Annotated in this window: 19 protein-coding genes and 1 pseudogene; 15 read left to right on the forward strand and 5 right to left on the reverse strand. The window is 61.3% G+C overall.

The features are described 5' to 3' along the window. Positions 1-185 precede the first annotated feature (185 nt). The 3 genes from AB7933_RS17670 to AB7933_RS17680 all read left to right on the forward strand — a co-directional run bounded on the left by AB7933_RS17670 (position 186) and on the right by AB7933_RS17680 (position 3,188). Complete coding sequence (locus tag AB7933_RS17670) at positions 186-833, forward strand: BON domain-containing protein (RefSeq protein WP_024075512.1); 648 nt, start codon at positions 186-188, stop codon at positions 831-833. A gap of 79 nt (positions 834-912) precedes the next feature. Continuing rightward, positions 913-2,754 (forward strand): ATP-dependent zinc metalloprotease FtsH, encoded by a 1,842-nt coding sequence (gene ftsH, locus AB7933_RS17675; protein ID WP_024075513.1) that lies wholly within the window; start codon positions 913-915, stop codon positions 2,752-2,754. Between the two features lie 8 nt (positions 2,755-2,762). Next, on the forward strand, positions 2,763-3,188 hold the full coding sequence (locus AB7933_RS17680; RefSeq protein WP_024075514.1) for a potassium channel family protein: 426 nt from the start codon (positions 2,763-2,765) through the stop codon (positions 3,186-3,188). A gap of 11 nt (positions 3,189-3,199) precedes the next feature. Here AB7933_RS17680 and AB7933_RS17685 read toward each other — a convergent pair whose 3' ends face one another. Next, positions 3,200-5,569: a phosphoketolase family protein gene (locus AB7933_RS17685; RefSeq protein ID WP_024075515.1), complete on the reverse strand. Its 2,370-nt coding sequence runs from the start codon at positions 5,567-5,569 to the stop codon at positions 3,200-3,202. Between the two features lie 261 nt (positions 5,570-5,830). On the opposite strand from AB7933_RS17685, the pseudogene fnr reads away from it, so the two are divergent. Both fnr and AB7933_RS17695 read left to right on the forward strand, forming a co-directional pair. Then, positions 5,831-6,570: pseudogene (fnr, locus tag AB7933_RS17690) on the forward strand (fumarate/nitrate reduction transcriptional regulator Fnr). Between the two features lie 15 nt (positions 6,571-6,585). Further along, the gene (locus tag AB7933_RS17695; protein WP_024075517.1) at positions 6,586-7,569 is read left to right on the forward strand and encodes a zinc-dependent alcohol dehydrogenase family protein; all 984 of its coding nucleotides are present in this window, start codon (positions 6,586-6,588) and stop codon (positions 7,567-7,569) included. A 38-nt stretch (positions 7,570-7,607) separates the two neighbouring features. Here the strand turns inward: AB7933_RS17695 and AB7933_RS17700 are convergent, their stop codons facing one another. The 3 genes from AB7933_RS17700 to AB7933_RS17710 form a co-directional block, all read right to left on the reverse strand. Continuing rightward, positions 7,608-7,862, reverse strand: coding sequence for an Lpp/OprI family alanine-zipper lipoprotein (locus AB7933_RS17700; RefSeq protein ID WP_024075518.1), 255 nt, complete (start codon positions 7,860-7,862; stop codon positions 7,608-7,610). Positions 7,863-7,968: 106 nt separating this feature from the next. Next, complete coding sequence (locus tag AB7933_RS17705) at positions 7,969-8,889, reverse strand: universal stress protein (RefSeq protein WP_024075519.1); 921 nt, start codon at positions 8,887-8,889, stop codon at positions 7,969-7,971. Positions 8,890-8,936: 47 nt separating this feature from the next. Then, positions 8,937-9,851 carry a universal stress protein gene (locus AB7933_RS17710; protein ID WP_024075520.1) on the reverse strand — a complete coding sequence of 305 codons (915 nt, stop codon included), beginning with the start codon at positions 9,849-9,851 and terminating at the stop codon, positions 8,937-8,939. Between the two features lie 210 nt (positions 9,852-10,061). On the opposite strand from AB7933_RS17710, the gene AB7933_RS17715 reads away from it, so the two are divergent. Beyond that, positions 10,062-10,964 (forward strand): GGDEF domain-containing protein, encoded by a 903-nt coding sequence (locus AB7933_RS17715; RefSeq protein WP_024075521.1) that lies wholly within the window; start codon positions 10,062-10,064, stop codon positions 10,962-10,964. Between the two features lie 9 nt (positions 10,965-10,973). Here AB7933_RS17715 and AB7933_RS17720 read toward each other — a convergent pair whose 3' ends face one another. Beyond that, the gene (locus AB7933_RS17720; RefSeq protein ID WP_024075522.1) at positions 10,974-11,930 is read right to left on the reverse strand and encodes a class I SAM-dependent methyltransferase; all 957 of its coding nucleotides are present in this window, start codon (positions 11,928-11,930) and stop codon (positions 10,974-10,976) included. A 113-nt stretch (positions 11,931-12,043) separates the two neighbouring features. Between AB7933_RS17720 and AB7933_RS17725 the strand changes: the two genes are divergently transcribed. From AB7933_RS17725 to AB7933_RS17765, 9 genes are read left to right on the forward strand one after another with little or no spacing between them, the layout of a single operon-like run. After that, positions 12,044-12,853 carry an ABC transporter permease gene (locus AB7933_RS17725; protein ID WP_041160942.1) on the forward strand — a complete coding sequence of 270 codons (810 nt, stop codon included), beginning with the start codon at positions 12,044-12,046 and terminating at the stop codon, positions 12,851-12,853. Further along, positions 12,843-14,099 (forward strand): ABC transporter ATP-binding protein, encoded by a 1,257-nt coding sequence (locus AB7933_RS17730; RefSeq protein WP_024075524.1) that lies wholly within the window; start codon positions 12,843-12,845, stop codon positions 14,097-14,099. Before AB7933_RS17725 ends, AB7933_RS17730 begins: the two co-directional genes overlap by 11 nt. Positions 14,100-14,116: 17 nt before the next feature. Beyond that, on the forward strand, positions 14,117-15,403 hold the full coding sequence (locus AB7933_RS17735; protein WP_081329283.1) for a polysaccharide pyruvyl transferase family protein: 1,287 nt from the start codon (positions 14,117-14,119) through the stop codon (positions 15,401-15,403). After that, entirely contained in the window at positions 15,400-16,125 is a 726-nt protein-coding gene (locus tag AB7933_RS17740; protein WP_024075526.1) for a 2OG-Fe(II) oxygenase, read from the forward strand. The genes AB7933_RS17735 and AB7933_RS17740 overlap by 4 nt, the downstream gene beginning before the upstream one ends. Then, the gene (locus tag AB7933_RS17745; protein ID WP_236645982.1) at positions 16,067-18,166 is read left to right on the forward strand and encodes a glycosyltransferase; all 2,100 of its coding nucleotides are present in this window, start codon (positions 16,067-16,069) and stop codon (positions 18,164-18,166) included. The genes AB7933_RS17740 and AB7933_RS17745 overlap by 59 nt, the downstream gene beginning before the upstream one ends. Before the next feature lie 4 nt (positions 18,167-18,170). Continuing rightward, entirely contained in the window at positions 18,171-19,283 is a 1,113-nt protein-coding gene (wecB, locus tag AB7933_RS17750) for a non-hydrolyzing UDP-N-acetylglucosamine 2-epimerase (protein ID WP_041161220.1), read from the forward strand. Continuing rightward, on the forward strand, positions 19,274-20,368 hold the full coding sequence (locus AB7933_RS17755) for a glycosyltransferase (RefSeq protein ID WP_024075529.1): 1,095 nt from the start codon (positions 19,274-19,276) through the stop codon (positions 20,366-20,368). Before wecB ends, AB7933_RS17755 begins: the two co-directional genes overlap by 10 nt. 48 nt (positions 20,369-20,416) lie before the next feature. After that, entirely contained in the window at positions 20,417-21,382 is a 966-nt protein-coding gene (locus AB7933_RS17760) for a glycosyltransferase family 2 protein (protein ID WP_227496798.1), read from the forward strand. Between the two features lies 1 nt (position 21,383). After that, on the forward strand, positions 21,384-22,238 hold the full coding sequence (locus AB7933_RS17765; protein WP_024075531.1) for an NAD-dependent epimerase/dehydratase family protein: 855 nt from the start codon (positions 21,384-21,386) through the stop codon (positions 22,236-22,238). The last annotated feature ends 237 nt before the right edge of the window (positions 22,239-22,475 follow it).

Consider the following 22,475-nt stretch of genomic DNA (forward strand, 5'->3'; position numbering starts at 1 on the left):
CGGAAAGGTACGCACTCTGACTTTTGTCAAATAATGGCTGGCTTTCACGCAAACCGTGGATCGACCTGCGGCTCACTCACCCCTTGTTGATATAGCTCAATGATTTCCCGTGGCGCGGGCGTAGAAACCAGTGACTGGCCACTGACGGCCCGTCATGAGCCACGAACTGGACGGAGGACACCATCATGAGCGACTTGAGTTTGCGCAAAGCCATTTTGGAAGAGCTGGAGTTCCAACCACAGATCGATGCAGCCAACATCGGTGTTGCCGTGGAAAAAGGCGTAGTCACGCTGACCGGACATGTCAGCAGTTATGATCAAAAAGTCCGCGCCGAACGCGCGGTCAAAGCCGTCAAAGGCGTGCGCGCCGTCGCCGAGGAGATCCAGGTCCGGCTGAACAAAGGCGCCGGCACTGCGGACGACACCATCGCCGCCCGCGCCCTGAGCATCATCAGTTGGAGCGCCGACGTGCCTCCCAATGCCGTTAAAGTCATCGTTCAACACGGCTGGATCACCCTTGAAGGGGAAGTTGACTGGCAATACCAGAAGGAAACCGTAGAAAAAGCGGTGCGCAAGCTATCCGGCGTACTCGGCGTAGACAATCGGCTGACCCTGAGCCCCCGAGTGGACATCGTCGATATCCGCAAACGCATCGAAGAAGCGCTCAAGCGCAATGCCGAAGTGGACGCCAAGGATATTCACGTCAGGGTCGACGGTGATGTGGTCAGGCTCGACGGCAAGGTGCACCTGTGGCGTGAGCGCAAGCTCGTGGAGCGGGCGGCCTGGTCGGTGCCTGGCGTCAGGCGGGTGGAAGATCACTTGCTGCTTGCATGAGGTGAGGAATGCCCCTGGGTATCAACCGGGGCATTCAACGGTTGTGTCTGCTTTGCGTGCCTTTTTTTGAGTCAAGGTCATGAAAAAGAACCATCAATGGAACCTGTCTTACTTTCTGACCGCGTTTGTCGTGTTCACCGTTGCGCAGTTTCTGTGGACGGAGCATCGGGTGGTGCAAAGCATCCCCTACAGTCAGTTTCTGCAATTGTTGAACGAGCAGAAAGTCAGCGACCTGCTGGTCGAAAAAGACCAGATCAGCGGCAAGCTGCAGGTACCGATCGATGGCCACAACCTGTTCTCCACCGTGCGGGTCGACCCCGCGCTGGCCGCGAACCTGGCGCAATCGGGGGCGAGTTTTACCGGGGTCAATGACAATACCTTTTTGAACGGCCTGCTGGGCTGGCTGCTGCCTTTTGTCCTGATCATGGTGGTCTGGCACTTCCTGTTTCGCGGCGTCGCGGAAAAACAGGGCCTTGGCGGGCTGATGAACATCGGCAAGTCGAGGGCCAAGGTGTTTGTCCAACGGGACACCGGGGTCACCTTCGCGGATGTCGCCGGCATCGACGAGGCCAAGGCCGAACTGGTGGAAATCGTCTCGTTCCTCAAGGACAAGGACAAGTACGCACGGTTGGGGGCGCATATTCCCAAAGGCACGCTGCTGGTCGGCCCGCCAGGCACCGGCAAGACCCTGGTGGCCAAGGCCATTGCGGGCGAGGCCGGGGTGCCGTTTTTCTCGATCTCGGGTTCGGAGTTCGTCGAAATGTTCGTGGGCGTCGGCGCCGCGCGGGTCCATGACCTGTTCGAACAGGCGCGGGGGGCCGCCCCCTGCATCATTTTCATCGATGAGCTGGATGCCTTGGGCAAGATGCGCGGCGTCGGGGTCCTGGGCGGCAATGACGAAAAAGAGCAGACCCTTAACCAGCTGTTGGCCGAACTGGACGGCTTCGACCCCCGTGAAGGCGTAGTGCTGCTGGCCGCGACCAATCGCCCGGAAGTGCTCGACCCGGCGCTGTTGCGCGCCGGCCGGATCGACCGCCAGGTCCTGATCGATCGCCCCGACCGCAAAGGTCGACAGGCGATCCTCAAGGTCCACCTGCAAAAAATCACCGTGGACCCCGCGCTCGACAGCGAACAGATTGCCGACATCACCACCGGTTTCACCGGCGCCGACCTGGCCAACCTGGTCAACGAGGCGGCGATTGTGGCCACCCGCCGTGGCGCCAACACGGTCGGCCTGGAGGATTTCACCGCGGCCGTGGAACGTCTGGTCGCCGGCCTCGAACGCAAGAGCAGCGTGTTACGCCCGGAAGAACGCCAGGTCGTGGCCTACCACGAGATGGGCCATGCCCTGGCGGCGAGTCACCTGCCGGACATGGACCCGGTGCACAAGGTCTCCATCGTGCCGCGGGCCATTGGCTCCCTGGGCTACACCTTGCAACGCCCGACCGAAGACCACTTCCTGATCAGTTGCCAGATGCTCAAGGACCGCATGGTCGTGCTGATGGCCGGGCGTGCCGCCGAGTTTCTGATTTACGGTCAGATCTCCACCGGGGCCGCCGATGACCTGGCCCACGCGACGGATATCGCCCGGCAGTTGGCGACCCGCTTCGGCATGAGTGCCGAACTGGGTCAAGCAGTGCTGGAGCGCCAGAATATGACGTACCTGGGTGAGCGCATGCAGGGCAGCGGCGAGAAGGATTATTCGGAGCAGACCGCCAGGGAAGTCGACCTGTGTATTCGTGCCCTGCTCGATGAAGCCTATGGGCGCGCCAAGGTCCTGCTCCAAGCGCACCGCGCCGACCTGGATGCCGGTGCGCACTTGTTGATGCAAAAGGAAAGCCTGACCCCGGAGGACTTCGCGCCGCTCATGCCGCAGCAGCAACGGGCACCGCTGAGCATCGGTTCCGACGCCCCCCACTGAGGCTTGCCATGCTGGCTGTCACCCTGATCAACATGCTGGTGGTCATCCTGGCCGTGGTCATTCACTACGAATGCCTGTTGCGGCTGAACGACTGGCTGCCGCGGCTCAGGGTCTGGAGCCGCTTCAGGATGGTCATCGGCGTCTTTGGTGCCCTGCTGGCGCACGCGATCGAAGTGTGGTGCTTTGCGCTGGCTTATTACCTGATGACGCGCTATGGCGAATGGGGCCGCCTGTCGGGGCGCTTCGACGGCTCGTTCATGGACTGTGTGTACTTTTCCTTTACCACCTACACCACGATCGGTTTCGGTGACATCACCCCCGTGGGCCATCTCAAGTACTTGACCGGCCTGCAAGCGCTGACCGGTCTGGTGCTGATCACCTGGACAGCTTCGTTTCTGTTTCTCGAAATGCAGAAGTACTGGAAACGCAAGTAGCGGCCCCTCCACTAGGTGGCCGGCGTCCATTGCCAGTTGAGGACTTCGGGCAGGTCTTCGCCATGCTCGATCAGGTGCAACTTGTGTTTCTCCATCATCGACCAATAGCGCGATTGTGCGGCGTGGCGTTGTTCCTGCAGGCGAGGTACACGCTCGACGACGTCCAGCGCCAATCGGTAGCGATCCAGGTCGTTGATCACCGCCATGTCGAACGGCGTGGTGGTGGCGCCCTCCTCCTTGAAGCCACGCACATGGAAGTTGTCATGATTGGTGCGTTTGTACAGCAACCGGTGTACCAGCGCCGGGTAGCCGTGGAAGGCAAAGATCACCGGTTTGTCGGGGGTGAACAACACATCGAACGCGGTATCCGACAGGCCATGGGGGTGCTGGGACGGCGATTGCAATACCATCAGGTCCACCACATTGACGACCCGTACCCGCAGGTCCGGGACGTACTCGCGCAACAAGGTCACGGCGGCCAGGGTTTCCAGGGTCGGCACGTCTCCGGCACAGGCCATGACCACGTCCGGGTCCTGATCGTCGCGGCAGGCCCAGCCCCAGCGACCGATCCCCGCCAGGCAATGACGCACGGCCGCGTCGATATCCAGCCACTGCCACTCCGGTTGCTTGCCCACCACAATGACATTGATGTAATTGCGGCTGCGCAGGCAGTGATCGGCCACCGACAACAGGCAGTTGGCGTCGGGAGGCAGGTAGATACGCGCCACGTCGGACTTCTTGTTCGCGACCAGGTCGATAAACCCGGGGTCCTGGTGGGAGAAGCCGTTATGGTCCTGGCGCCACACATGGGAGGTCAGCAACAGGTTGAGCGAGGCCACCGGCTTGCGCCAGGGCACGCCGGCAGCGGTTTTCAGCCATTTGGCATGCTGGTTGACCATGGAATCGACGATATGGATAAACGCCTCATAGCACGACAGCAAGCCATGGCGCCCGGTCAGCAGATAGCCCTCAAGCCAGCCTTCACAGACGTGCTCGCTGAGGATCTCCATGACCCGCCCCGAAATCGCCAGGTTCTGGTCGTCGGCCTCCAATGGGTCCATCCACGCCTTGGCGGTGACCTCGTAGACCGCGTCCAGGCGATTGGAGGCGGTTTCATCCGGGCCGAACAGGCGGAAGTTGCCGGCACCCTGGGCATTTTTCATCACGTCGCGTAGAAAAAAACCCAGGACCCGAGTGGCCTCGGCGCGACGGCAACCGGGCACTGGCAGTTCGACGGCGTAATCGGCAAAGCGTGGCAAGTCGAGCGGGCGCAATAACAGCCCGCCGTTGGCGTGGGGGTTGGCGCTCATGCGGCGGTGTCCGGTGGGCGCCAGGGCCGCGATTTCCGGCAGCAAGGCCCCGTCGGCATCAAACAATTCGCCGGGGCGATAGCTGTTCAGCCACTCCTCCAGTTGCTGCACATGGCCCGGCACCTGGAAGTTGGCCAAGGGGACCTGGTGGGCGCGCCATGTGCCTTCGACCCGGCAGCCATCGACAAATGCCGGCCCGGTCCAGCCTTTGGGCGTGCGTAATACCAACATGGGCCACAGCTGGCGCTCCGGCGCCGCGTTGCGCCGTGGCTGGCGAGCTGCGTGCTGGATCTCGCGGATCTTCAGCAGCAGGGTGTGCAAGGTGCGGGCCAGTGCTTGATGGACCTGCGCCGGTTCATCGCCTTCTACGAAGTAGGCATCGTAGCCATACCCATACAGCAGGGCTGACAGCTCTTCTTCGCTGATCCTGGACAGAACGGTGGGGTTGGCAATCTTGTAGCCGTTGAGGTTCAGGATCGGCAGCACCGCGCCATCACGCGCCGGGTTGATGAATTTATTGGCGTGCCAACTGGCGGCCAGCGGGCCGGTTTCGGCCTCGCCGTCACCGATCACGCAAGCGACGATCAGGTCCGGGTTATCAAACACCGCGCCATAGGCGTGGGCCAGGCAGTAACCCAGTTCACCGCCTTCATGGATCGAGCCTGGGATCTGTGCCGAGACATGGCTGGAAATGCCATAGGGCCAGGAAAACTGTCGAAACAGGCGCAGCAACCCGTTGGTATTGCGCTCCACGGACGGATAGCACTCGGTGTAGGTGCCCTCCAGGTAGGTCTGCGCGACGACCGCCGGCCCGCCATGGCCAGGCCCGGCGACGAACAGCAGGTTGACATCGTACTGGGTGATCAGGCGGTTGAGGTGCGTGTAGAGCAGATTGAGCCCCGGCGTCGTGCCCCAATGCCCCAGCAAGCGCGGCTTGATGTGCGCCTGGGTCAAGGGAACCTGGAGCAAGGGGTTGCTCTTCAGGTAGATCTGCCCCACCGCCAGGTAATTGGACGCGCGCCAATACGCGTCCAGCCCTTCCAGTTCCTCGGCACTCAAGAAATCGCTCATAACCCCCTCCCTCCGCCCAGGCTCGAAACATGGATTGTCATTCGTCGATTCTGTGGGCCTCGAATGCGCGAGACTTGATGTACGTCAAGTCTTGAAGCCGGGGCTCAAGCTCAATGAACGTGGGAAGCGGGCAGACCGAACAAAGGGTGCAGACAGTGCCATTTCCCTTTCGTCCCTACACTCAGGCTCAGGCCTGGACGGAGTGCATGTATGACAGTCCATCATTTGTTTGTGGTCGACAATCCGACGGCCTTACGTTCCATGCCTCAAGTGCGCCCGCAGCCACTTCGCCCCCTCAAGACGAAGTGCTCCGACTGCGCCCTGTCGGCGCTGTGCCTGCCGATCGGCCTTGGGGGGCACGAGGTGGCGCAACTGGACACGCTGGTCGCGCAACGCTTCAAGGTAAAAAAAGCGCAGCCCTGTTCCGTACAGGCGATCCGCTGCGCTCGCTGTACGCGGTGCGTATCGGTTCATTCAAGACCGGCATGGTCTCGGTCGACGGCCGTGAACAGGTCACCGGCTTTCACATTGCCGGCGACATGCTCGGCCTGGACGCGATCAGTGCCGACGCGCATGCCTGCACAGCGGTGGCCCTGGAGGACAGTGAGGTCTGCCCCATCCACTATACCCACCTGGAAAACCTCGCCCGCCAGTTGCCTTCGCTGCAGCACAACCTCACCCGGCTGTTGAGCCGTGAAATCGTGCAGGATCACACCCTGCTGATGCTGATTGGCAAGATGAACTCCGATGAGCGCCTGGCGGCGTTCCTGCTGAGCCTGTCGCAACGCTTGAGTGCTCGCGGGTATTCCGCCCGGCACTTCGTGTTGAAGATGCGCCGCGAGGAAATCGGCTCCTACCTGGGCCTGCGCCTGGAAACCATCTGCCGTGGCATCGCGCACCTGCGCGATCAGGGCTTGGCCCATGTCGAGGGGCGAAATGTCACGATCCAGGACCCGGAGGGCCTCAAGCACCTGGTCGCAGGCTGTCATCGCCCCCTCTAACGCTGGAGATGCGTCATGCGTGCCATGGTCCTGCACACCCCCGGCCAGCCGTTGCAACTTGAGCAACGGCCGATCCCGACGCCTGCCGCCGGGCAACTGTTGATCAAGGTGCTGGCCTGTGGCGTGTGCCGTACCGACCTGCACCTGGTGGACGGTGAGTTGCCGCAAGCGCAACTGCCACGGGTGCCGGGCCATGAAATTGTCGGAGAAGTGACCGCCGTGGGCGCTGCTGTTGACGCGGGTTGGATCGGCCGGCGCGTGGGGGTGCCCTGGCTAGGCTGGACCTGTGGCACCTGTGACTTCTGTCGCAGCGGCCGCGAAAACCTTTGCGATCGGGCGCAGTTCACCGGTTGCCAGCTGGACGGCGGTTACGCCGAATACACGCTGGCTGACCCACGCTTTTGCCTGCCGATTCCCGCCGACCTTTCCGATGTTCAAGCCGCGCCGTTGTTGTGTGCCGGGCTGATTGGCTTTCGCGCCTTGCAGATGGCTGCCGACGCCCGCCACCTGGGGCTTTACGGCTTCGGTGCGGCGGCGCACCTGGCGATTCAGGTCGCCCTGGGCCGTGGGCAAACCGTGTACGCGTTCACCCGCCCGGATGACAGTGCCGGCCAGGCGTATGCCCGCTCCCTGGGCGCGGTGTGGGCCGGCCCTTCGGACCAGGCCCCTCCTCACCTGCTGGATGCCAGCCTGATTTTCGCCCCCGTCGGCGCCTTGGTCCCGCTGGCGTTGGCGGCCACCGTGAAAGGCGGCTGTGTGATTTGCGCCGGGATCCACATGAGCGATATTCCGGCCTTTCCCTATCGGTTGCTGTGGGGCGAGCGCAGCGTTCGTTCGGTGGCCAACCTGACGCGGCACGACGGTGCGGCATTTTTCGAAACCTTGCAGCACACGCCCGTGCATTGCGACATCACCCGCTTTGCCCTGGAGGAGGCCAATCAAGCCTTGGCGCATTTGCGTTCGGGGCAGTTCAACGGCGCGATCGTGCTGACGCCATGAACGGCGGCGCGCCGGCCGCCGAACACAGGCCGCGCCGGCTATTTCTTGGTGGCGGTCGTCAGCATGCGGATCGCCCGTTCATTGGCTTCGTCCGCGGTGCGCTGGGCCTGGCTGGCCAACGCCGCCGCCTGTTCGGCCTTGAGGTAGGCTTCATTCGCGCGCAGGCGCGCCGTGGCGGCCGTGTTTTCCGCGGCTTCCAGGCGCGCATCAAACGTTTTGGCGGCTTGATGACTGCAGCCGGCGGAGGTTGCCAGCAATACTGCCAGCAGTGAAATGGACAGGTATTTGTTCACGGTGCATCCCTCGTTTCAGGTCATTGATCGATCAGCGGCATTCGTTTCCAGTATCTGGCGCGGGGCCTGTGTCCCTCTGATCTTCGTCAACAAGTGGACAGTCGCCCTACCCGTCGATGCTCGCTGGCGGCTGCCTGATCGCCAGAATGCTGCCCGGTACCGAATACAAAGCGCGTTCGGTGTTGCTGCCCACCAGTCGGTCGAACCCGACCCGGTGAACGGTGCCCATGACCACCACATCCGCCAGGTACTGCTCGACAAACTCCTGGATCACCGGCACCGGTTGGCCCATGACAAAGTGCCGCCGCTCCGGTGGCACCCCATAGCGGTCGGCCAACGACACGAACGCCTGATGCAGGGACTGGCGCAACTCTTCGACGAAGTCCACGCTCCAGCCGCCCATCACCAGCGGCGCGTCACCATTGAACGCGGGCGACAGGTCGTAGGCGTACAACAGGTGCAACGGCGCATCGCATTGCAGGGCTAGGGCGTAGGCGCACTGAATGATGGTGTCATTCAAGCCGCTGATCTGCGTGTCGGGATCGAACGGATCAACCGCTGCCACTACGCGGTGGGGCAAGCCATAGCGGGCCTCGCTCACCAGGTGCAGCGGCGTTGCGCACTCACGCAGCAGTTGGCAGTCAAGGGGGGTGATGAACACGCGTTTGAGCAGGGGTTCGAGCTTCACATCCTTGATCACCAGGTCCGGGTTCAAGTCAGCGACGGTGCGCAGGATGTCGAGCAAGGGGTGGGTGGTGAATACCAGTTCCACCGAGACCTTCAGCGCTGTGCCGCCCAGGCGCTGGATTTCTTCGACCAACCAGTGGCGATAGCGGCTCAGGTAGTCCTGATACACCGACTCGTCCACGCGCTCCTCCCACAAGTGGATAATCGGCGCGGGTTCGATGAACGCCCGCACATCGAGGGTCGCGTTACACGCCTTGGCCAGTGACACCGCCCGGAGCAGCGCCGGGGAGTGATACAGCGTGCGATCAGTGATCAGCAGCAGACGTTGGTACTGGCTCATTTCACACCTCTTCGGGCGCCGGCCACGTTGGCGGCGGGTTCAATGGCTCAACCCCGTGCGGGTTTAATCGCCCACACACTGCAGGGCGCGCGTTGCAGCAGGCTCTCGGCGGTGGTGCCGAGCAGTTTGTCCAACCCCCAGTGCTGCACGGTCCCCATCACGATAATGTCGCTCTGATGCGTGTGGGCGAAGTCGCAGATGTTGAACAGCGGTACGCCTTCGATAAAGTGGCGCCGTTCAACCGGAATGCCCTGGCGCTCGGCCAGGGACGAGAAGGCTTCGTGCTGTGCTTCGTTGAGCGCCTCATAGAGCCCGGCCGCCAGGGGAACCGCGCCAAAGCCCATGTCCTTGGCGTACACCGCGGCCCAGTCATACACATGCAGCAATTCCAACTGCGCCTCACACTGGGCCGCCAGCTTGACCGCGGCTTCAACGATCTGGTCGTTAAACACCTGGTCCTGTTCCTCACTGCGCAACACGTCGACAATCGCCAGCACCTTGCGTGGCAGCGGATGGCGTGAATCGGTGACCAGGTGCACGGGCACCGGGCAGTCGCGCAGCAGTTGCCAGTCCAGCGGGGTAAAGAACACCCGTTTCAACGCCGGCACTTGCTCGGCATCCTTGATGATCAGGGCCAGCGACATTTCGTTGACGAAGTGCAGGATTTCCTCATAGGGATGCTGCACCCACACCACCTCGCTGGTGACCACCACCCCGTGTTTGCTCATCTGCCCGGCTTGCTCGGCCAGCCAGTGACGGTGTGCGTCCAGGTAGCCTTCGCGGGCCTTGCTGATCTGTTCGGGGGCGAACAGGCCCGCGACCGCCAGGGCCTGCAAATAGTCGAATGCCACGATGTGCAACGGCAGGTGCATCGCGCGCGCCAGTGCGGCGGCACGATCGAACGCCGGTGTGTGCGTCATGGCGGAAGGGGCAATCAACAGTAAACGTTGGGGCTGCAACATGGGGCACCTCGGCGCGCGGTCATTTCACGACGTGACTAGACCTACAGAGTGAGCGTTTCGAGGCGCCATCGATTGATCTTTGTCAGTTTCACGCCGGCTTTTTCGCTGGGCAGGGGCCGATAAAAGTTGATGTTGATCAACCGCAGCCTGGTGCTTTGCCCCTAGCCTGAATCAGGGCCTACGGCATCATTGGCGGTATCGGAGGGGGCAATGAACCACGAAGATCAGCAAGTATTGGTCAGGGCATTGGACGCTGCGACGAACCCGGTATTGATCACCGAGCGCACAGGTTGCATCGTCTGGATCAATAAGGCGTTCTGCCTGCTCAGCGGCTACTCCAAGCCGGAACTGGTGGGGAAAACCCCTCACCTGCTGACCTCCGGCCGGCACACCACCACGTTCTATCGAGAACTGTGGATGACCATCCTCGCCGGCGTGACCTGGCAAGGCGAGATGGTCGAGCGCCGCAAGGATGGCGGCAGTTGTACGGTCAACCAGGTCATTACCCCGGTCCTCGATCCCCACGGGGTGGTGACGCATTTCATCGCCATCCTGCACAACTTCAACGTCATGGACGAAGAGCGTGCCTACATGCAACACCTGGCGTTCCACGACGCCCTCACCGGCCTGCCTAACCGCAACCTGTTCACGAACCTGCTCGATCAAGCGATCAAGCATGCGGCAAAGCAGCGTCGGGCCCTGGCGTTGATGTTCATCGATGTGGACCATTTCAAATCGGTCAATGACACGTTGGGCCATGTCTGCGGCGACAAACTGTTGATTGCCGTGGCCGAACGCCTCGGCCAGACCGTACGCCGGTCTGACGTGGTGTGCCGGCTGAGTGGCGACGAGTTCGCGGTGCTGATCAATGGCATGGACCAGGCCGAACAGGTCGAAGGGTTGGCCGGCAAGCTGATCGCCGCGATCGACCAGCCGTTCATGATCGACAGCCATCGGGTGAGCACCCACATCAGCGTGGGCATCAGCCGCTACCCGGCGGATGGCGCGTGTGTCGAACAGCTGCTGGCGCGGGCGGACGACGCGATGTATCAGGCCAAGAAAGGTGGGGGTAATGCCTGTCGCTTGAGTTGGCTGCAAGGGCCTGTTGAATAGGCGACCGGCTCAGGGCGTGGTGTCGGCGGCACGCTGACTGCGCCCGTCGTACTCGAACCAGAAACTGGCGCCGCCGCTTTCGCAGCGACCCCGCATCAATTCCGTGAGCAGTTGGTCATTGAAATGCTTGTGGTAGGCGCTGCCGAACAGCAGCTTGGTCCGCGGGTTATCGATCAGCAGCGCAAGCAGCAGATACTGTTCGGTCCAATAGATCTGATGATCGATCGCCCAGTGCTGCGGCAGGCCGAACGGCAGGAAGACGTCATGGACATGCACCGTGATTTTGCGCGTGATCCGCGGCAATAAGCGCAGGTAGATGTGCGCACAATCGCTGCCGGTCTTGACCGTATGCGTGGAGTCGATGAACAGGATATCGCCGTCTTCGAGCATCGCATTCAGGGTGTCGGCGGTCACGTCTTGAGCGCGTTGTGTGTGCAGGTCCAGCGCGCCCTCCTGGCCGAGTGCAGTGATGAAGGGACGCGGAAACGGTTCGATACAGCGCAAGCGGCCCATGCCGTTATGACCCAAGGCTTCCAAGGCAATCAGCGAGGAAAAGCCACTGCCGATCTCGACAATGTTCTTCGGGCGTATACGCCGGATATACGCGTAGTAAGACATGGCATCGCTGTACATGAACTGGCCGTTTTCCCAGAAGTACGAACGACAGGTGTGCATATTCCCGGCATGGGCCGGCGTGAAGTCCTGTGAGTAAGGCAACAGTTCGAGCAGTTCAGCCCGCAGGTTTTCCGGCTCGAATATCCCACAGTTCAAATAAGGCGGTGTTGACTCCGTGTACTCGTAGGCGCTCAGCGTCTCGGCGATAGAGGGCGTGTTCGAATAGAAATTAACCGGAATCAGGTTAATCCCGAGCGCTTGCAGTCGTTCTCGGTCTTGCTGGTGTCCCCACAGCAGTTTCTGCATCACCGGTAGAGCGGCATTGAATTCCCTATCGGTTACGCGCGTCATCTTGTGTATTTCCTTTTATGAACTACTTTTAGTCGATTACCGCCCTCTCTCCAGGCCATACCTTTGATGACCCCGAACAACGCACGCCATATTAGGGACACGACTTGCCAGCTATGATCAAGGCGTCAGGCGGTTTTTTTTCCAGCCCATGGAGGTACCGTGAGCTGCTGATATCGATGATCAAGCGCGATGTGCTCGGCCGTTACCGGGGCTCGGTGCTGGGAGTGCTGTGGTCTTTCCTCAACCCCCTGCTGATGCTGCTGGTGTACACCCTGGTTTTCAGTGTGATGTTCAAGCAGCAGTGGCAAGGCGGCAGCGGATCGCGTACGGAGTTCGCACTGCTGGTGTTTGCAGGGTTGCTGGTCTTCAACATCTTCGCGGAATGCGTGCAGCGCGCGCCCAGTTTGATCCTGCATAACACCAACTACGTCAAGAAAGTGATATTCCCCCTGGAGATACTGCCTTGGATGTCCCTCGGCTCGGTCCTGTTGCACGCGACGGCGAGCCTGCTCATCTGGTTGTTGTTCCATTTCCTGTTGATCGGCACTCCGCCCGTGACCGCGTTGTTGCTGCCGCTGGTGTTGTTGCCGTTGATACTGTTTTCCATGGGTATTTCATGGCTGCTGGCCGGCCTCGGGGTGTACCTGCGAGACGTCGGTCAAGTGGTGAGTGCCTTCACCACCGCCCTGTTGTTCGTGTCGGCGGTGTTCTACCCGGTCAACGTATTGCCTGAAGCGTACCGCTCGCTGTTGTTGCTCAATCCGCTGGCGATGCTCATCGAGCAGGCGCGCGACGTGCTGTTCTGGGGTGTGCCCATTGAACCGCAGTCCTGGGCGATCAGCCTGGTGACATCGTGTGCGGTGGCGTGGGTGGGCTTCCAGTGTTTCCAGTGGATGAGAAATGGATTTGCCGATGTCCTCTGAGGTTGCCGTACAGATAACAGGTTTGGGTAAGTGCTTCCGGATATACGACAAACCCCGAGACCGGCTGAAGCAATTGCTGTTGCCCGGCGGTAAACCGCTTTACCGCCCGTTATGGGCTGTCAAAGACGTCGACCTGACCATCCTCAAGGGGGAGACGATCGGCATCATTGGCCGCAATGGCAGCGGTAAATCCACCCTGTTGCAACTGATCTGTGGGACGCTCGGCGCGACCACCGGATCCGTGGTGTGCCACGGCCGTATTGCTGCGCTGCTTGAGCTGGGCTCCGGGTTCAATCCCGATTTCACGGGGCGTGAGAACGTCTTTCTTAACGGGGCGATATTGGGGCTCAGCCGCGCCGAGGTCGAAAAACGTTTCGATGAAATCACCCACTTCGCCGCCATTGGCGACTTTATCGACCAGCCGACCCGGACGTACTCCAGCGGGATGCTCATGCGCCTGGCGTTCGCGGTCTCCGTATGGGTGGACCCCGATATCCTGATCGTCGACGAAGCCCTCGCCGTTGGCGACGCTTCCTTTCAGTTCAAGTGCTTGCAGCGCCTTGAAGTGCTGGCCGAGCGCGGCACGACATTACTGTTCGTTTCCCACGACATGAGCATGGTCAAGCGCTTCTGCAAGCGGGCGCTCTACCTTCGTGGCGGCGAAGTCCGCGCCAACGGGCGGCCCGAGGACGTTGCCGAGCGCTACCTGCTGGATATGCGTGATGAGCAGCGCCGCGGCGCCAGCGAGGATACCGTGGCCGTCGTGCCCAAGGTGCATTTGAGCAAGGCGGACGGCATCGCATTCGGCACCGACGAAGGCGGCATTCTGAGCGCCTGCTTCACCAACACCGGCAGCCTGCACTCCACTTTTGTGCATGATGAAGTGATTGAGTTGAGGGTCGAGGCTCGGGTGCGGGAGTCGATCACGCTGCCCAGCCTGAGTATCACCATCCAGGAACCGCGCTTGCTGGTGATTGGCGGTGCCAACCTGGCCCTTGTGCTCGAGCAACCCTGTGACGGTTGGTGCAAGGCCCACCTCACGGCCAGGTTCCGCTCGCGCTTTGCCGCCGGCAAGTACCACATCACGTTGAAACTCATGAATGGCCATACCGAGGAAAGCGCTCACTTGATCGAGAAACAGGTCGCGCTCCTGACCTTCGACACCCTGACGCTCGACAGCGATTTTCTCGGCATCGTCGACCTCGGTATCGAGGCGATAGCCCCTACAGAGCCCACAGCCCAGTGAACAAGGACACCACTCGCGTGCATAACGATAAAGACAACGTCTGGCAGATAGCGATTCACGGCACATTTGACGTGGAGAACTACGGCGACCTGTTGTTCCCGATCATCGCCGAGGCAGAGCTGGCCCGGCGCCTGGGCGCGGTGAATATGCACCGGTTTTCCTATCACCGGAAGTCCGCACGCAAATGGCCCTATGCCGTGACCTCGTTGACCGAACTGCCTGCGCTTGCCCACCAGATGGATGCGACGCTGATCGGCGGTGGCTTTATCATCCGATTCGACAAGTGTGTCGCCGACGGTTACCTGCCCCCCGATCCGTCTATCCATCACCCCACCGGGTATTGGCTGGTACCCGCGCTGATGGCGTTGCAAAACGGCGTGCCACTGATCTGGAATGCCCCCGGCATGCACTGCAATGAAATCCCCGAATGGGGCCGGCCGCTGTTGGCGCTTGCTGTCGAGCACAGCCCCCATGTCAGGGTACGGGATGCTTTGACACAAAAGGCCCTGCAAACATTGAGCGCGCATGCCGATATCAAGGTACTGCCCGACACGGCCTTCGGTCTGGCCCAGGTACTGGATGTACACACCCCGTCGGCTGAATTGCGCGATATTTTCAGGCGCTACGACCTGGCAGGCCCCTACGTGGTCGTACACGCCACCCAAGGCTTGCAGAGCTTTCTCGCGCTTTGGCGCAGCAACAGTGATGTGTTGGCCGGGGTGAAATTACTGGTCCTGCCCATTGGACCGGTCCTGGGCGATCACCCGTCAGCCCTCGGGGCACCGCTGGACCGCGCAGTCACCCTACCGTTCTGGCCGTCGCCGTTGCTGCTGGCCGAACTGATTGCGCACTCGGCAGGCGTGGTGGGCCACAGTTACCACCTGGCAATCAGCGCAATCGCTTTCGGCCTGCCGGTCTTCTGCTCAGCGGACCTGGAAGTCGGCAAATTCACGGCCTTGCCTGCCTACGGGCGGGTCTTCCAGTTGCGTCATGACCAGACGTTGGACCCGCAGTGGCTGGTCGATCAACTTGGCAGGCGGCCCCTCTCCGCTGCCACTTGCCAAGCCGTCGAGCAGTTGCGTGAACACTGGGACCAGGTGGCGCGGCTCATCGTTTCCCGACGGGCGGCCGCCCCGGAAGTCATCAACCGCCTCTGGCAATTCCTGCCCGCACTGCTCGAAAACATGCAAGGGCCACAGCAGGCGGCGGTGGAAACCCCGCGCCCGTTGGCGCAGGCCACGCAGCCCGATTGGCGCAGCGCCTACCACCGCTTTAAACGACTGATTTCAAGGAGCACGTCATGATCAACCTGGAGAAGATCGCCCGTCATCACCTGCACCACCAACCGTTCCGTTGGGCCCAGGTCGACGGTTTATACAGCCCGCAGGACGCCGCGGCACTGGCCGAGACCTACCCCTGCGATCATTTCAAAGTGGTCAAGGGCTACGGCGGAGAAAAGGACTACGAGTACGAAGCCAGGCAATTGATCGCCATGACCACCGGCCAAGTGGTCAACCCTCAGGCCCTCAGCCCGCATTGGATGGCACTGGCGCAGGATCTGCGCTCATCGGCCTACCGCCAGGCATTGAGCGCATTGACGGGGCTGGACCTGAGTGTCGCGCCCATGGAAGTCAACCTGTTCCATTACGGTCCCGGCGCCAACCTTGGCCCGCATCCGGACCTGGCAGACAAGGTCGTCACCCATATCCTCTATTTCAATGACAGCTGGAACCCGGCGCGCGGCGGTTGCCTGCAAATTCTCGGTTCCAGGGACCCCGACAGCGTCTTCGAGCAGATTCCTCCCGTGGTCGGCAACTCGGCCGTACTGGTGCGTAGCGACACCTCCTGGCATGCCGTGTCACGGGTGGTCGACGACAGCCCGGTTTCCCGGCGCAGTATTACCGTAACGTTCTATCGCCCGGGCTCGACCAGTTCCATGTGGCCAGAGGGGGACGACACCCCGCTGCATGACTACTCGCCCCATCGCCAAGGCGTTACGCATGGCGGAGCGGATTGGTATGCGTAAGGTGGCGACAGCGCTGATGACGGGTCTGCTCACGTGGCTGCGTGGGTTGCCGTTGCCCCCTTGGCTGCGCAGGCGCCTGAGCGTGATCTACCGTGGCGCCTGGTTCCGGCCGGTGCGTCGGTTAAGCCAGTGGCCGCAGGTGCGCGAAACACCCCCGGTCAAGCAGTTGCAACTGCTCGCCGACACCCAGTACCCGGACTACATCATCTGGGGGGTGATCGACTGGAGCTTCCGCCATCAGCGGCCGCAACAACTCGCCCAGGTACTGAGTGCCAGTGGGCGACGGGTGTTTTATGTCTCCAGCACGCTCAAGGCCTCGAATCAGCCAGGTTTCTCCATCTATCCGCTCAATGAGAGGGGGAACCTGTTCGAAGTCCAATTGCACCTGAGCGACCCGCCTTCCATTTACTCCACCGTCCCCTCATCGATCCAGGTGGCGCAGCTGCGCTATGGGTTGGGCGAACTCTTGCTGTGTACCCGGCCCCGCGCGGTGGTCGGGATCGTGCACCACCCTTTCTGGCTTGACGTGGCCAAGGCCGCGCCGAATAGCCGCATGGTCTATGACTGCATCGATCATCACCAAGGTTTCAGCAACACCGATGCCGGCATTCTGAAGCTTGAGCAGCAGTTGGTGCTGGAGGCCCAGGCAACCGTGTTCACTTCCGACCGGCTCGCCCAGCAATGGGGGCAGACGCCCTCCGCGCAGCGCACGGTGATTCGAAACGCGGCGGACTTCGGTTTTTTTTCAAGGCGCCCCGTCTCGCTGTTCAACGACCCGCAAGGGCGCAAGATCATCGGCTATTACGGCGCGATTGCCGAATGGTTCGATACCGAACTGGTTTCAGCCATTGCCGATGCCTTTGCGCACCACCTGGTGCTCCTGGTCGGTGAGGACACCACCAACGCCCGGCATAAGCTGCGCCACCATCCCAATGTGCAATTCACCGGCGAGGTCAGCTACAGCACCCTCCCCAGCTACTTGTATGCGATGGACGTGTGCCTCCTGCCGTTCCAGGTCATACCGTTGACCCTGGCGACCAACCCGGTGAAAGTCTACGAATACCTCAGCGCCGGCAAGCCGGTGGTGGCCATCGATTTGCCAGAAACCCACCAGTTTGGCGCGCTGATACGTCGGGCCCAAAACCCGGCTGAATTTATCGACGGTATTGCCCACGCACTGGCCGAACCACCTGACGAACACCGTGCGGCGCGCCAGGCGTTCGCCGCCGCCCAATCCTGGGAACAGCGCCGTGACGCCTTGCTCAGCGTCACCGAACCCCAGCACGTGCCGCGCGAGATCAGTGTGATTGTGGTGACCTACAACAATCTGGCCCTGACCCAGGCATGCCTGGCCAGCCTGACCGCCAATGCCCAGGCCGCCGCGCTGGAAATCATTGTGGTCGACAACGGCTCCAGCGATGGCACACCGGCGTTTCTCGATCAGTGGGCCAAGGCCAATGGACAGGTCGTCATCCTCAATGCCGACAACCGTGGTTTTGCCGCCGCCAACAATCAGGGGCTGGCAGTGGCTACCGGGGACTACTTCGTACTGCTCAACAACGATACCCAGGTGACCCCAGGCTGGGCAGACACCCTGCGCAGGCATCTGGACCGCAACCCCGGTATCGGCCTGGTCGGCCCCGTCACCAACAATATCGGCAACCAGGCCAAGATCGATCTTACGTACTCACTGGCAGACATGCCTGATCGGGCCTGCGGGTATACCTACAGGCACCTGGGAGAGTGGTTCGTACTGCCGACCCTGGCTTTTTTCTGTGTGATGTTGCGACGCAGCACCTATGCTCAAGTGGGACCGCTGGACGAAGCGTTCGGCTGTGGCTTCTTCGAAGACGACGACTACTGCCGGCGCGTCGAGCAAGCGGGTTTTTTCAATGCCTGTGCTCGGGATGTGTTTATCCACCATCACCTGTCGGCGAGCTTCAACCTTATGGATATTGACCAACGCCAGGCCCTGTTTGATCGGAACAAAGCGATCTACGAGAAAAAATGGGGCACCTGGATACCCCACCGTTATGGATAACGACATGCCCGTAAGCAAGATAGTTGTAGTAGTGGGCACGCGACCGGAAGTCATCAAGATGGCCCCGGTCATCCATGCCCTCAAGCGTTCGCCCCAGTTCGCCTGCCACGTCGTCGCCACCGCGCAACACCGCGAACTGATGGACCAGGCATTGCGCGAGTTCAATATCGAGCCCGACCTGGACCTGGACCTGATGCAGCCCCAACAGTCGCTCAGTGCCCTCACCTGCCGCCTGCTGACGCAGGTCGAGCGACTGCTGCTGGAGTGGCGTCCGGATGCCGTGCTGGCACAGGGCGATACCTCGACGGTATTCGCCACCGCCCTGTCGTGTTTCTACCAGCAGGTTCCTTTTGGCCACGTGGAAGCCGGGTTACGCACTGGCGACCTGGGCAATCCGTTTCCCGAGGAACTGAACCGGACAGTCACCAGCCGCATTGCCAAATGGCACTTCGCACCGACCCCTAGGGCTCGCGGCAATTTGTTGGGCGAAGGCATTGCCCCCCAGGCCATCCACCTCACGGGCAATACCGTGATCGACGCGCTGCACCAGAGCCTTCGCCGGGGTGACGAACCGACCGAGGGCGCCCTCGACGGTGAACGCCGCCTGCTGGTGACCTTGCATCGCCGGGAGAGCTTCGGCGCGCCCCTGCTCGACATCTGTACCGCAATTCGCCACCTGGTCGACCGCAATGAAGATTTGCGCGTGATTTTCCCGGTGCATCCGAACCCCAGCGTCAAAGTGCCTGTCGAGGCGGCGCTGGGAGGACATCCACGGATCGAGCTTTGCCCGTCCCTGGGCTACCACCACTTTATTCGCGTCATGAAGAGCGCCTTCCTGGTACTCAGCGATTCGGGCGGCATTCAGGAAGAGGCGCCGGCCCTGGGCGTGCCCGTGCTGGTGTTGCGCAACGAGACCGAACGCCAGGAAGCCATAGAGCATGGCATGGTGAAGCTGGTGGGTACCCGAACTGCCGATATCGTCCAGGCAGTGCAGCATCTGCTCGACGACGAGGGGCTCTACTCGAGCATGATCAAGGATCAATCCCCCTATGGGGATGGCATGGCCGCAGAGCGGATCGTGCAGGTATTGACGGCGCATTTCTCCACATGCGCCTGATCTATCTCTCACCGATGCGCTGGCATAGCTTCAGCCAGCGACCCCATGAACTGGTGCGCTGCTTCCATGAAAAAACCGGCGCCCCCGTCCTTTGGATAGACCCCTACCCCACGCGTTTTCCGACACTCAGCGATTTCAGAAGGCTGCGGCCTGCACCTGCCGTCGCACAGGCGCCCTTGCCGGCATGGTTGACCGTGCTCGAGCCTCGCGCCTTGCCAATCGAGCCGATGCCTGGCTCAGGCTGGATCAACCGCCCGCTCTGGCAATCGCTGATTGTGAAAGCGCGGGAGTTTGCGCAACAGCCCACGGTGCTGGGAATTGGCAAGCCTTCGCACCTGGCGTCGAGACTGCTGCAGGAGCCTGTTTTCGAAGCCAGCTTTTACGATGCCATGGATAATTTTTCCGAGTTCTATACAGGGCTGTCACGCCGGGCCATGGAACGCCGCCAACGCCACACGGCTCAATCGGTGTCCACGGTACTGGCTTCTTCCTCGGCGCTGCTGACGCAAATGCTGGCCTGCTCGGACAACGTCAAGCTGCTCGGCAATGCCTGCGCCATCGAGCGCCTGCCCAGCCGCCAGCATTCGCATGCAGGCCGAGGGAATACACCCGTCCTGGGCTACGTCGGCACCATCGCCAAGTGGTTTGCCTGGGATGTCGTGATTGCCCTCGCCGAGGCGTTTCCGCATGCCGACATACGCCTGGTCGGCCCGCTGCACACCCCTGTGCCTGCTGGTCTGCCCGGCAACATCCACTTGAGTGGCGAGGTATCCCACGAGGACGCCTTGAAAGCCATGGCGGCGTTCGATGTCGGGTTGATTCCCTTCACCAGCGACGCGCTGACACGGTATGTCGACCCGATCAAGTACTACGAATATCGGGCGCTTGGCCTGCCAGTGATCAGTACGGTATTTGGCGAGATGGCCCACCGAGGTACGTGCCCGGGCACTTTTCTCGTGGAGGGGCCCGGGGACATCCGGCAGGCCATGGACAAGGCGCTGAACTTCAATGAATCAGACGCATACACGCGCAGGTTTCGCCACGAAAACTCCTGGACGACTCGATTTTCCGTGGCGATACCTTGAGCGACCGGGCGTGTACGTGAATCGATAACCAGACGGGACGAACAGGGAGTGACACCGTTGGAAGTACAGGAAGTACAGGTTTTCGATACGCAGGCCAACGCGCCGCCAACGCGCGAATGCGATGTGATCATCGTCAATTACAACGCGGGGGCCCTATTGCAGGCATGTGTGAAGTCGGTGCTTGACGCCGGTGCAACCCGAGTCATCGTGGTGGATAACCACTCCCATGATGACAGCCTGGCCAGGTTGCTGAGCACCTGTGCGGTGGGCGATGCCCTGCACATCATTCGTAACGATGCAAACCTGGGCTTCGCCGTTGCCTGTAACCAGGGCGCACGGCTTGCAAGTGCACCCAACCTGCTGTTCCTGAACCCGGACACGGTTATTGCTCCGCAAGCCATCGAGCGTTTGCTGACGGCCTTGCACGGGGCGGCCGATATAGGTGCGGTAGGCGGCCTGCTGTGCAATCTCGATGGTACTGAGCAGGCCGGTGGCCGACGCGTATTTCCCACGCCCAGGCGCGCATTCATGCGGGCGTTCGGGCTGTCGCGTCTGGCCAGGTTCTGGCCAGCGCTGTTTTCCGACTTCCTGCTGCATCAGGAAGCCCTGCCCCCGCAGCCCATTGCTGTCGAAGCCATTTCCGGGGCGTGCATGTTGGTCAAGCGCGAGGCGATCGAACACATTGGTTTATGGGACGAAGACTATTTTCTGCACTGCGAAGACCTGGACTGGTGCATGCGTTTTCACCATGGTGGCTGGAACGTCCTGTTTGTACCGGATGCCCAGGTGACGCATGTGTTCGGAGGCTGCAGTCGGAACCGCCCGTATTTTGTGGAGTGGCACAAGCACCGTGGAATCCTGCGGTTTTACCGCAAATTCTTCCGCCGGCAATATTCAGTGTTCTTGTGGGTGTTCGTGGTGATTGGCGTCTGGTTTCGATTCGGCCTGATGGTCGGGCGTCACGCGTTCACCCGGTGTCTGGCGGCGTTGAACAACCGCCCCAGGGAGCAATGAGGTGCGCATCGGCCTGCTCGGTGGTTCCAGCTTCCTCGGTGAGCATCTGTTGCGGGCCCTGGCGCGGGAAGGCCATCAGGTCGTCGCGTTCAGCCGTCAAGGCGGCAGACCCTGCCAGGAACACGTGACCTGGCTGCCGGCCGAGACCTGGCCGGAGCTATGCCTGGACGCGTTTGTTTCGCTGGCCCCGGCCTGGGTGTTACCTGACTACCTGGAACGTTTGGCCAGCGCTCACGTAAAGTGCGTCGTGGTCCTGTCTTCGACAAGTCGCTTTACCAAGCAAGCCTCGCCTGATCCTCGCGAGCGTGCCCTGGCGCAACGCCTGGTCAATGCCGAGCAACGCTTGCAGCAGTGGGCGGTCGAACACAACACGCAGTGGGCTGTTCTACGCCCGACCCTGATCTACGGGCATGGGAAGGACAAAAGCATTTGCGAGATAGCCCGGTTCATTCAGCGCTACGGTTTCTTCCCGTTGGTCGGTAACAGCGTGGGCCTGCGTCAACCGGTCCACTGTGACGATATTGTCCAGGTATGCGTTGCCGCCCTGGAAACCAGGGGCTGGCCAAGTGGCAGCTACAACCTGTCAGGCGCACAAACCTTGCCCTACCACGCCATGGTCAGGCGAGTGTTCCAGGCCGTAGGGCGGCCGGAACGGACGCTCAACGTTCCGGCCTGGCTATTGCGCCAGGTGATCGCGCTCGCACGCTGCCTGCCGCGTTATCGCCACCTTTCAAGCGCCATGGCGCAGCGCATGAGCCAGGACCTGACCTTTGATCATTCAGCGGCGCGTGAACAATTCGGCTTTGCGCCGAGGGCGTTTGATTTGAGCGCTGAAGACTTGCCCCCCGTCGGCTAAAAAACCTGCGCCTTGAACTTGGCAGCGAGCTGCCCGACATAAAGGCCGCAGAACTTATCGACCAACCAAGCACAGAAAAAATCCGCCGTAGCGACTACGGCGGCAACCAAAGGTTTTTGTCGAAGCAGAGCGGCTAAGACAGCTTCAACGCTACACCCATGACCGATTAAAAAACGTGAAGTTTAATTAATCGAGTTTAATCAAATGCCGGCTGCAGGCCGCGGAAACTGTGCTTAG

Origin of the sequence: Pseudomonas gorinensis (assembly GCF_042015035.1) — a bacterium.
GTDB lineage: Bacteria > Pseudomonadota > Gammaproteobacteria > Pseudomonadales > Pseudomonadaceae > Aquipseudomonas > Aquipseudomonas gorinensis.

What these genes read in the sequence shown, in the direction of transcription:
- AB7933_RS17670 (WP_024075512.1), top strand. Translation starts at nt 186, where the DNA reads ATGAGCGACTTGAGTTTGCGCAAAGCCATTTTGGAAGAGCTGGAGTTC.
- ftsH (WP_024075513.1), top strand. Translation starts at nt 913, where the DNA reads ATGAAAAAGAACCATCAATGGAACCTGTCTTACTTTCTGACCGCGTTT.
- AB7933_RS17680 (WP_024075514.1), top strand. Translation starts at nt 2,763, where the DNA reads ATGCTGGCTGTCACCCTGATCAACATGCTGGTGGTCATCCTGGCCGTG.
- AB7933_RS17685 (WP_024075515.1), bottom strand. Translation starts at nt 5,569, where the DNA reads ATGAGCGATTTCTTGAGTGCCGAGGAACTGGAAGGGCTGGACGCGTAT.
- AB7933_RS17695 (WP_024075517.1), top strand. Translation starts at nt 6,586, where the DNA reads ATGCGTGCCATGGTCCTGCACACCCCCGGCCAGCCGTTGCAACTTGAG.
- AB7933_RS17705 (WP_024075519.1), bottom strand. Translation starts at nt 8,889, where the DNA reads ATGAGCCAGTACCAACGTCTGCTGCTGATCACTGATCGCACGCTGTAT.
- AB7933_RS17710 (WP_024075520.1), bottom strand. Translation starts at nt 9,851, where the DNA reads ATGTTGCAGCCCCAACGTTTACTGTTGATTGCCCCTTCCGCCATGACG.
- AB7933_RS17715 (WP_024075521.1), top strand. Translation starts at nt 10,062, where the DNA reads ATGAACCACGAAGATCAGCAAGTATTGGTCAGGGCATTGGACGCTGCG.
- AB7933_RS17720 (WP_024075522.1), bottom strand. Translation starts at nt 11,930, where the DNA reads ATGACGCGCGTAACCGATAGGGAATTCAATGCCGCTCTACCGGTGATG.
- AB7933_RS17725 (WP_041160942.1), top strand. Translation starts at nt 12,044, where the DNA reads ATGATCAAGGCGTCAGGCGGTTTTTTTTCCAGCCCATGGAGGTACCGT.
- AB7933_RS17730 (WP_024075524.1), top strand. Translation starts at nt 12,843, where the DNA reads ATGTCCTCTGAGGTTGCCGTACAGATAACAGGTTTGGGTAAGTGCTTC.
- AB7933_RS17740 (WP_024075526.1), top strand. Translation starts at nt 15,400, where the DNA reads ATGATCAACCTGGAGAAGATCGCCCGTCATCACCTGCACCACCAACCG.
- AB7933_RS17745 (WP_236645982.1), top strand. Translation starts at nt 16,067, where the DNA reads ATGACTACTCGCCCCATCGCCAAGGCGTTACGCATGGCGGAGCGGATT.
- wecB (WP_041161220.1), top strand. Translation starts at nt 18,171, where the DNA reads ATGCCCGTAAGCAAGATAGTTGTAGTAGTGGGCACGCGACCGGAAGTC.
- AB7933_RS17755 (WP_024075529.1), top strand. Translation starts at nt 19,274, where the DNA reads ATGCGCCTGATCTATCTCTCACCGATGCGCTGGCATAGCTTCAGCCAG.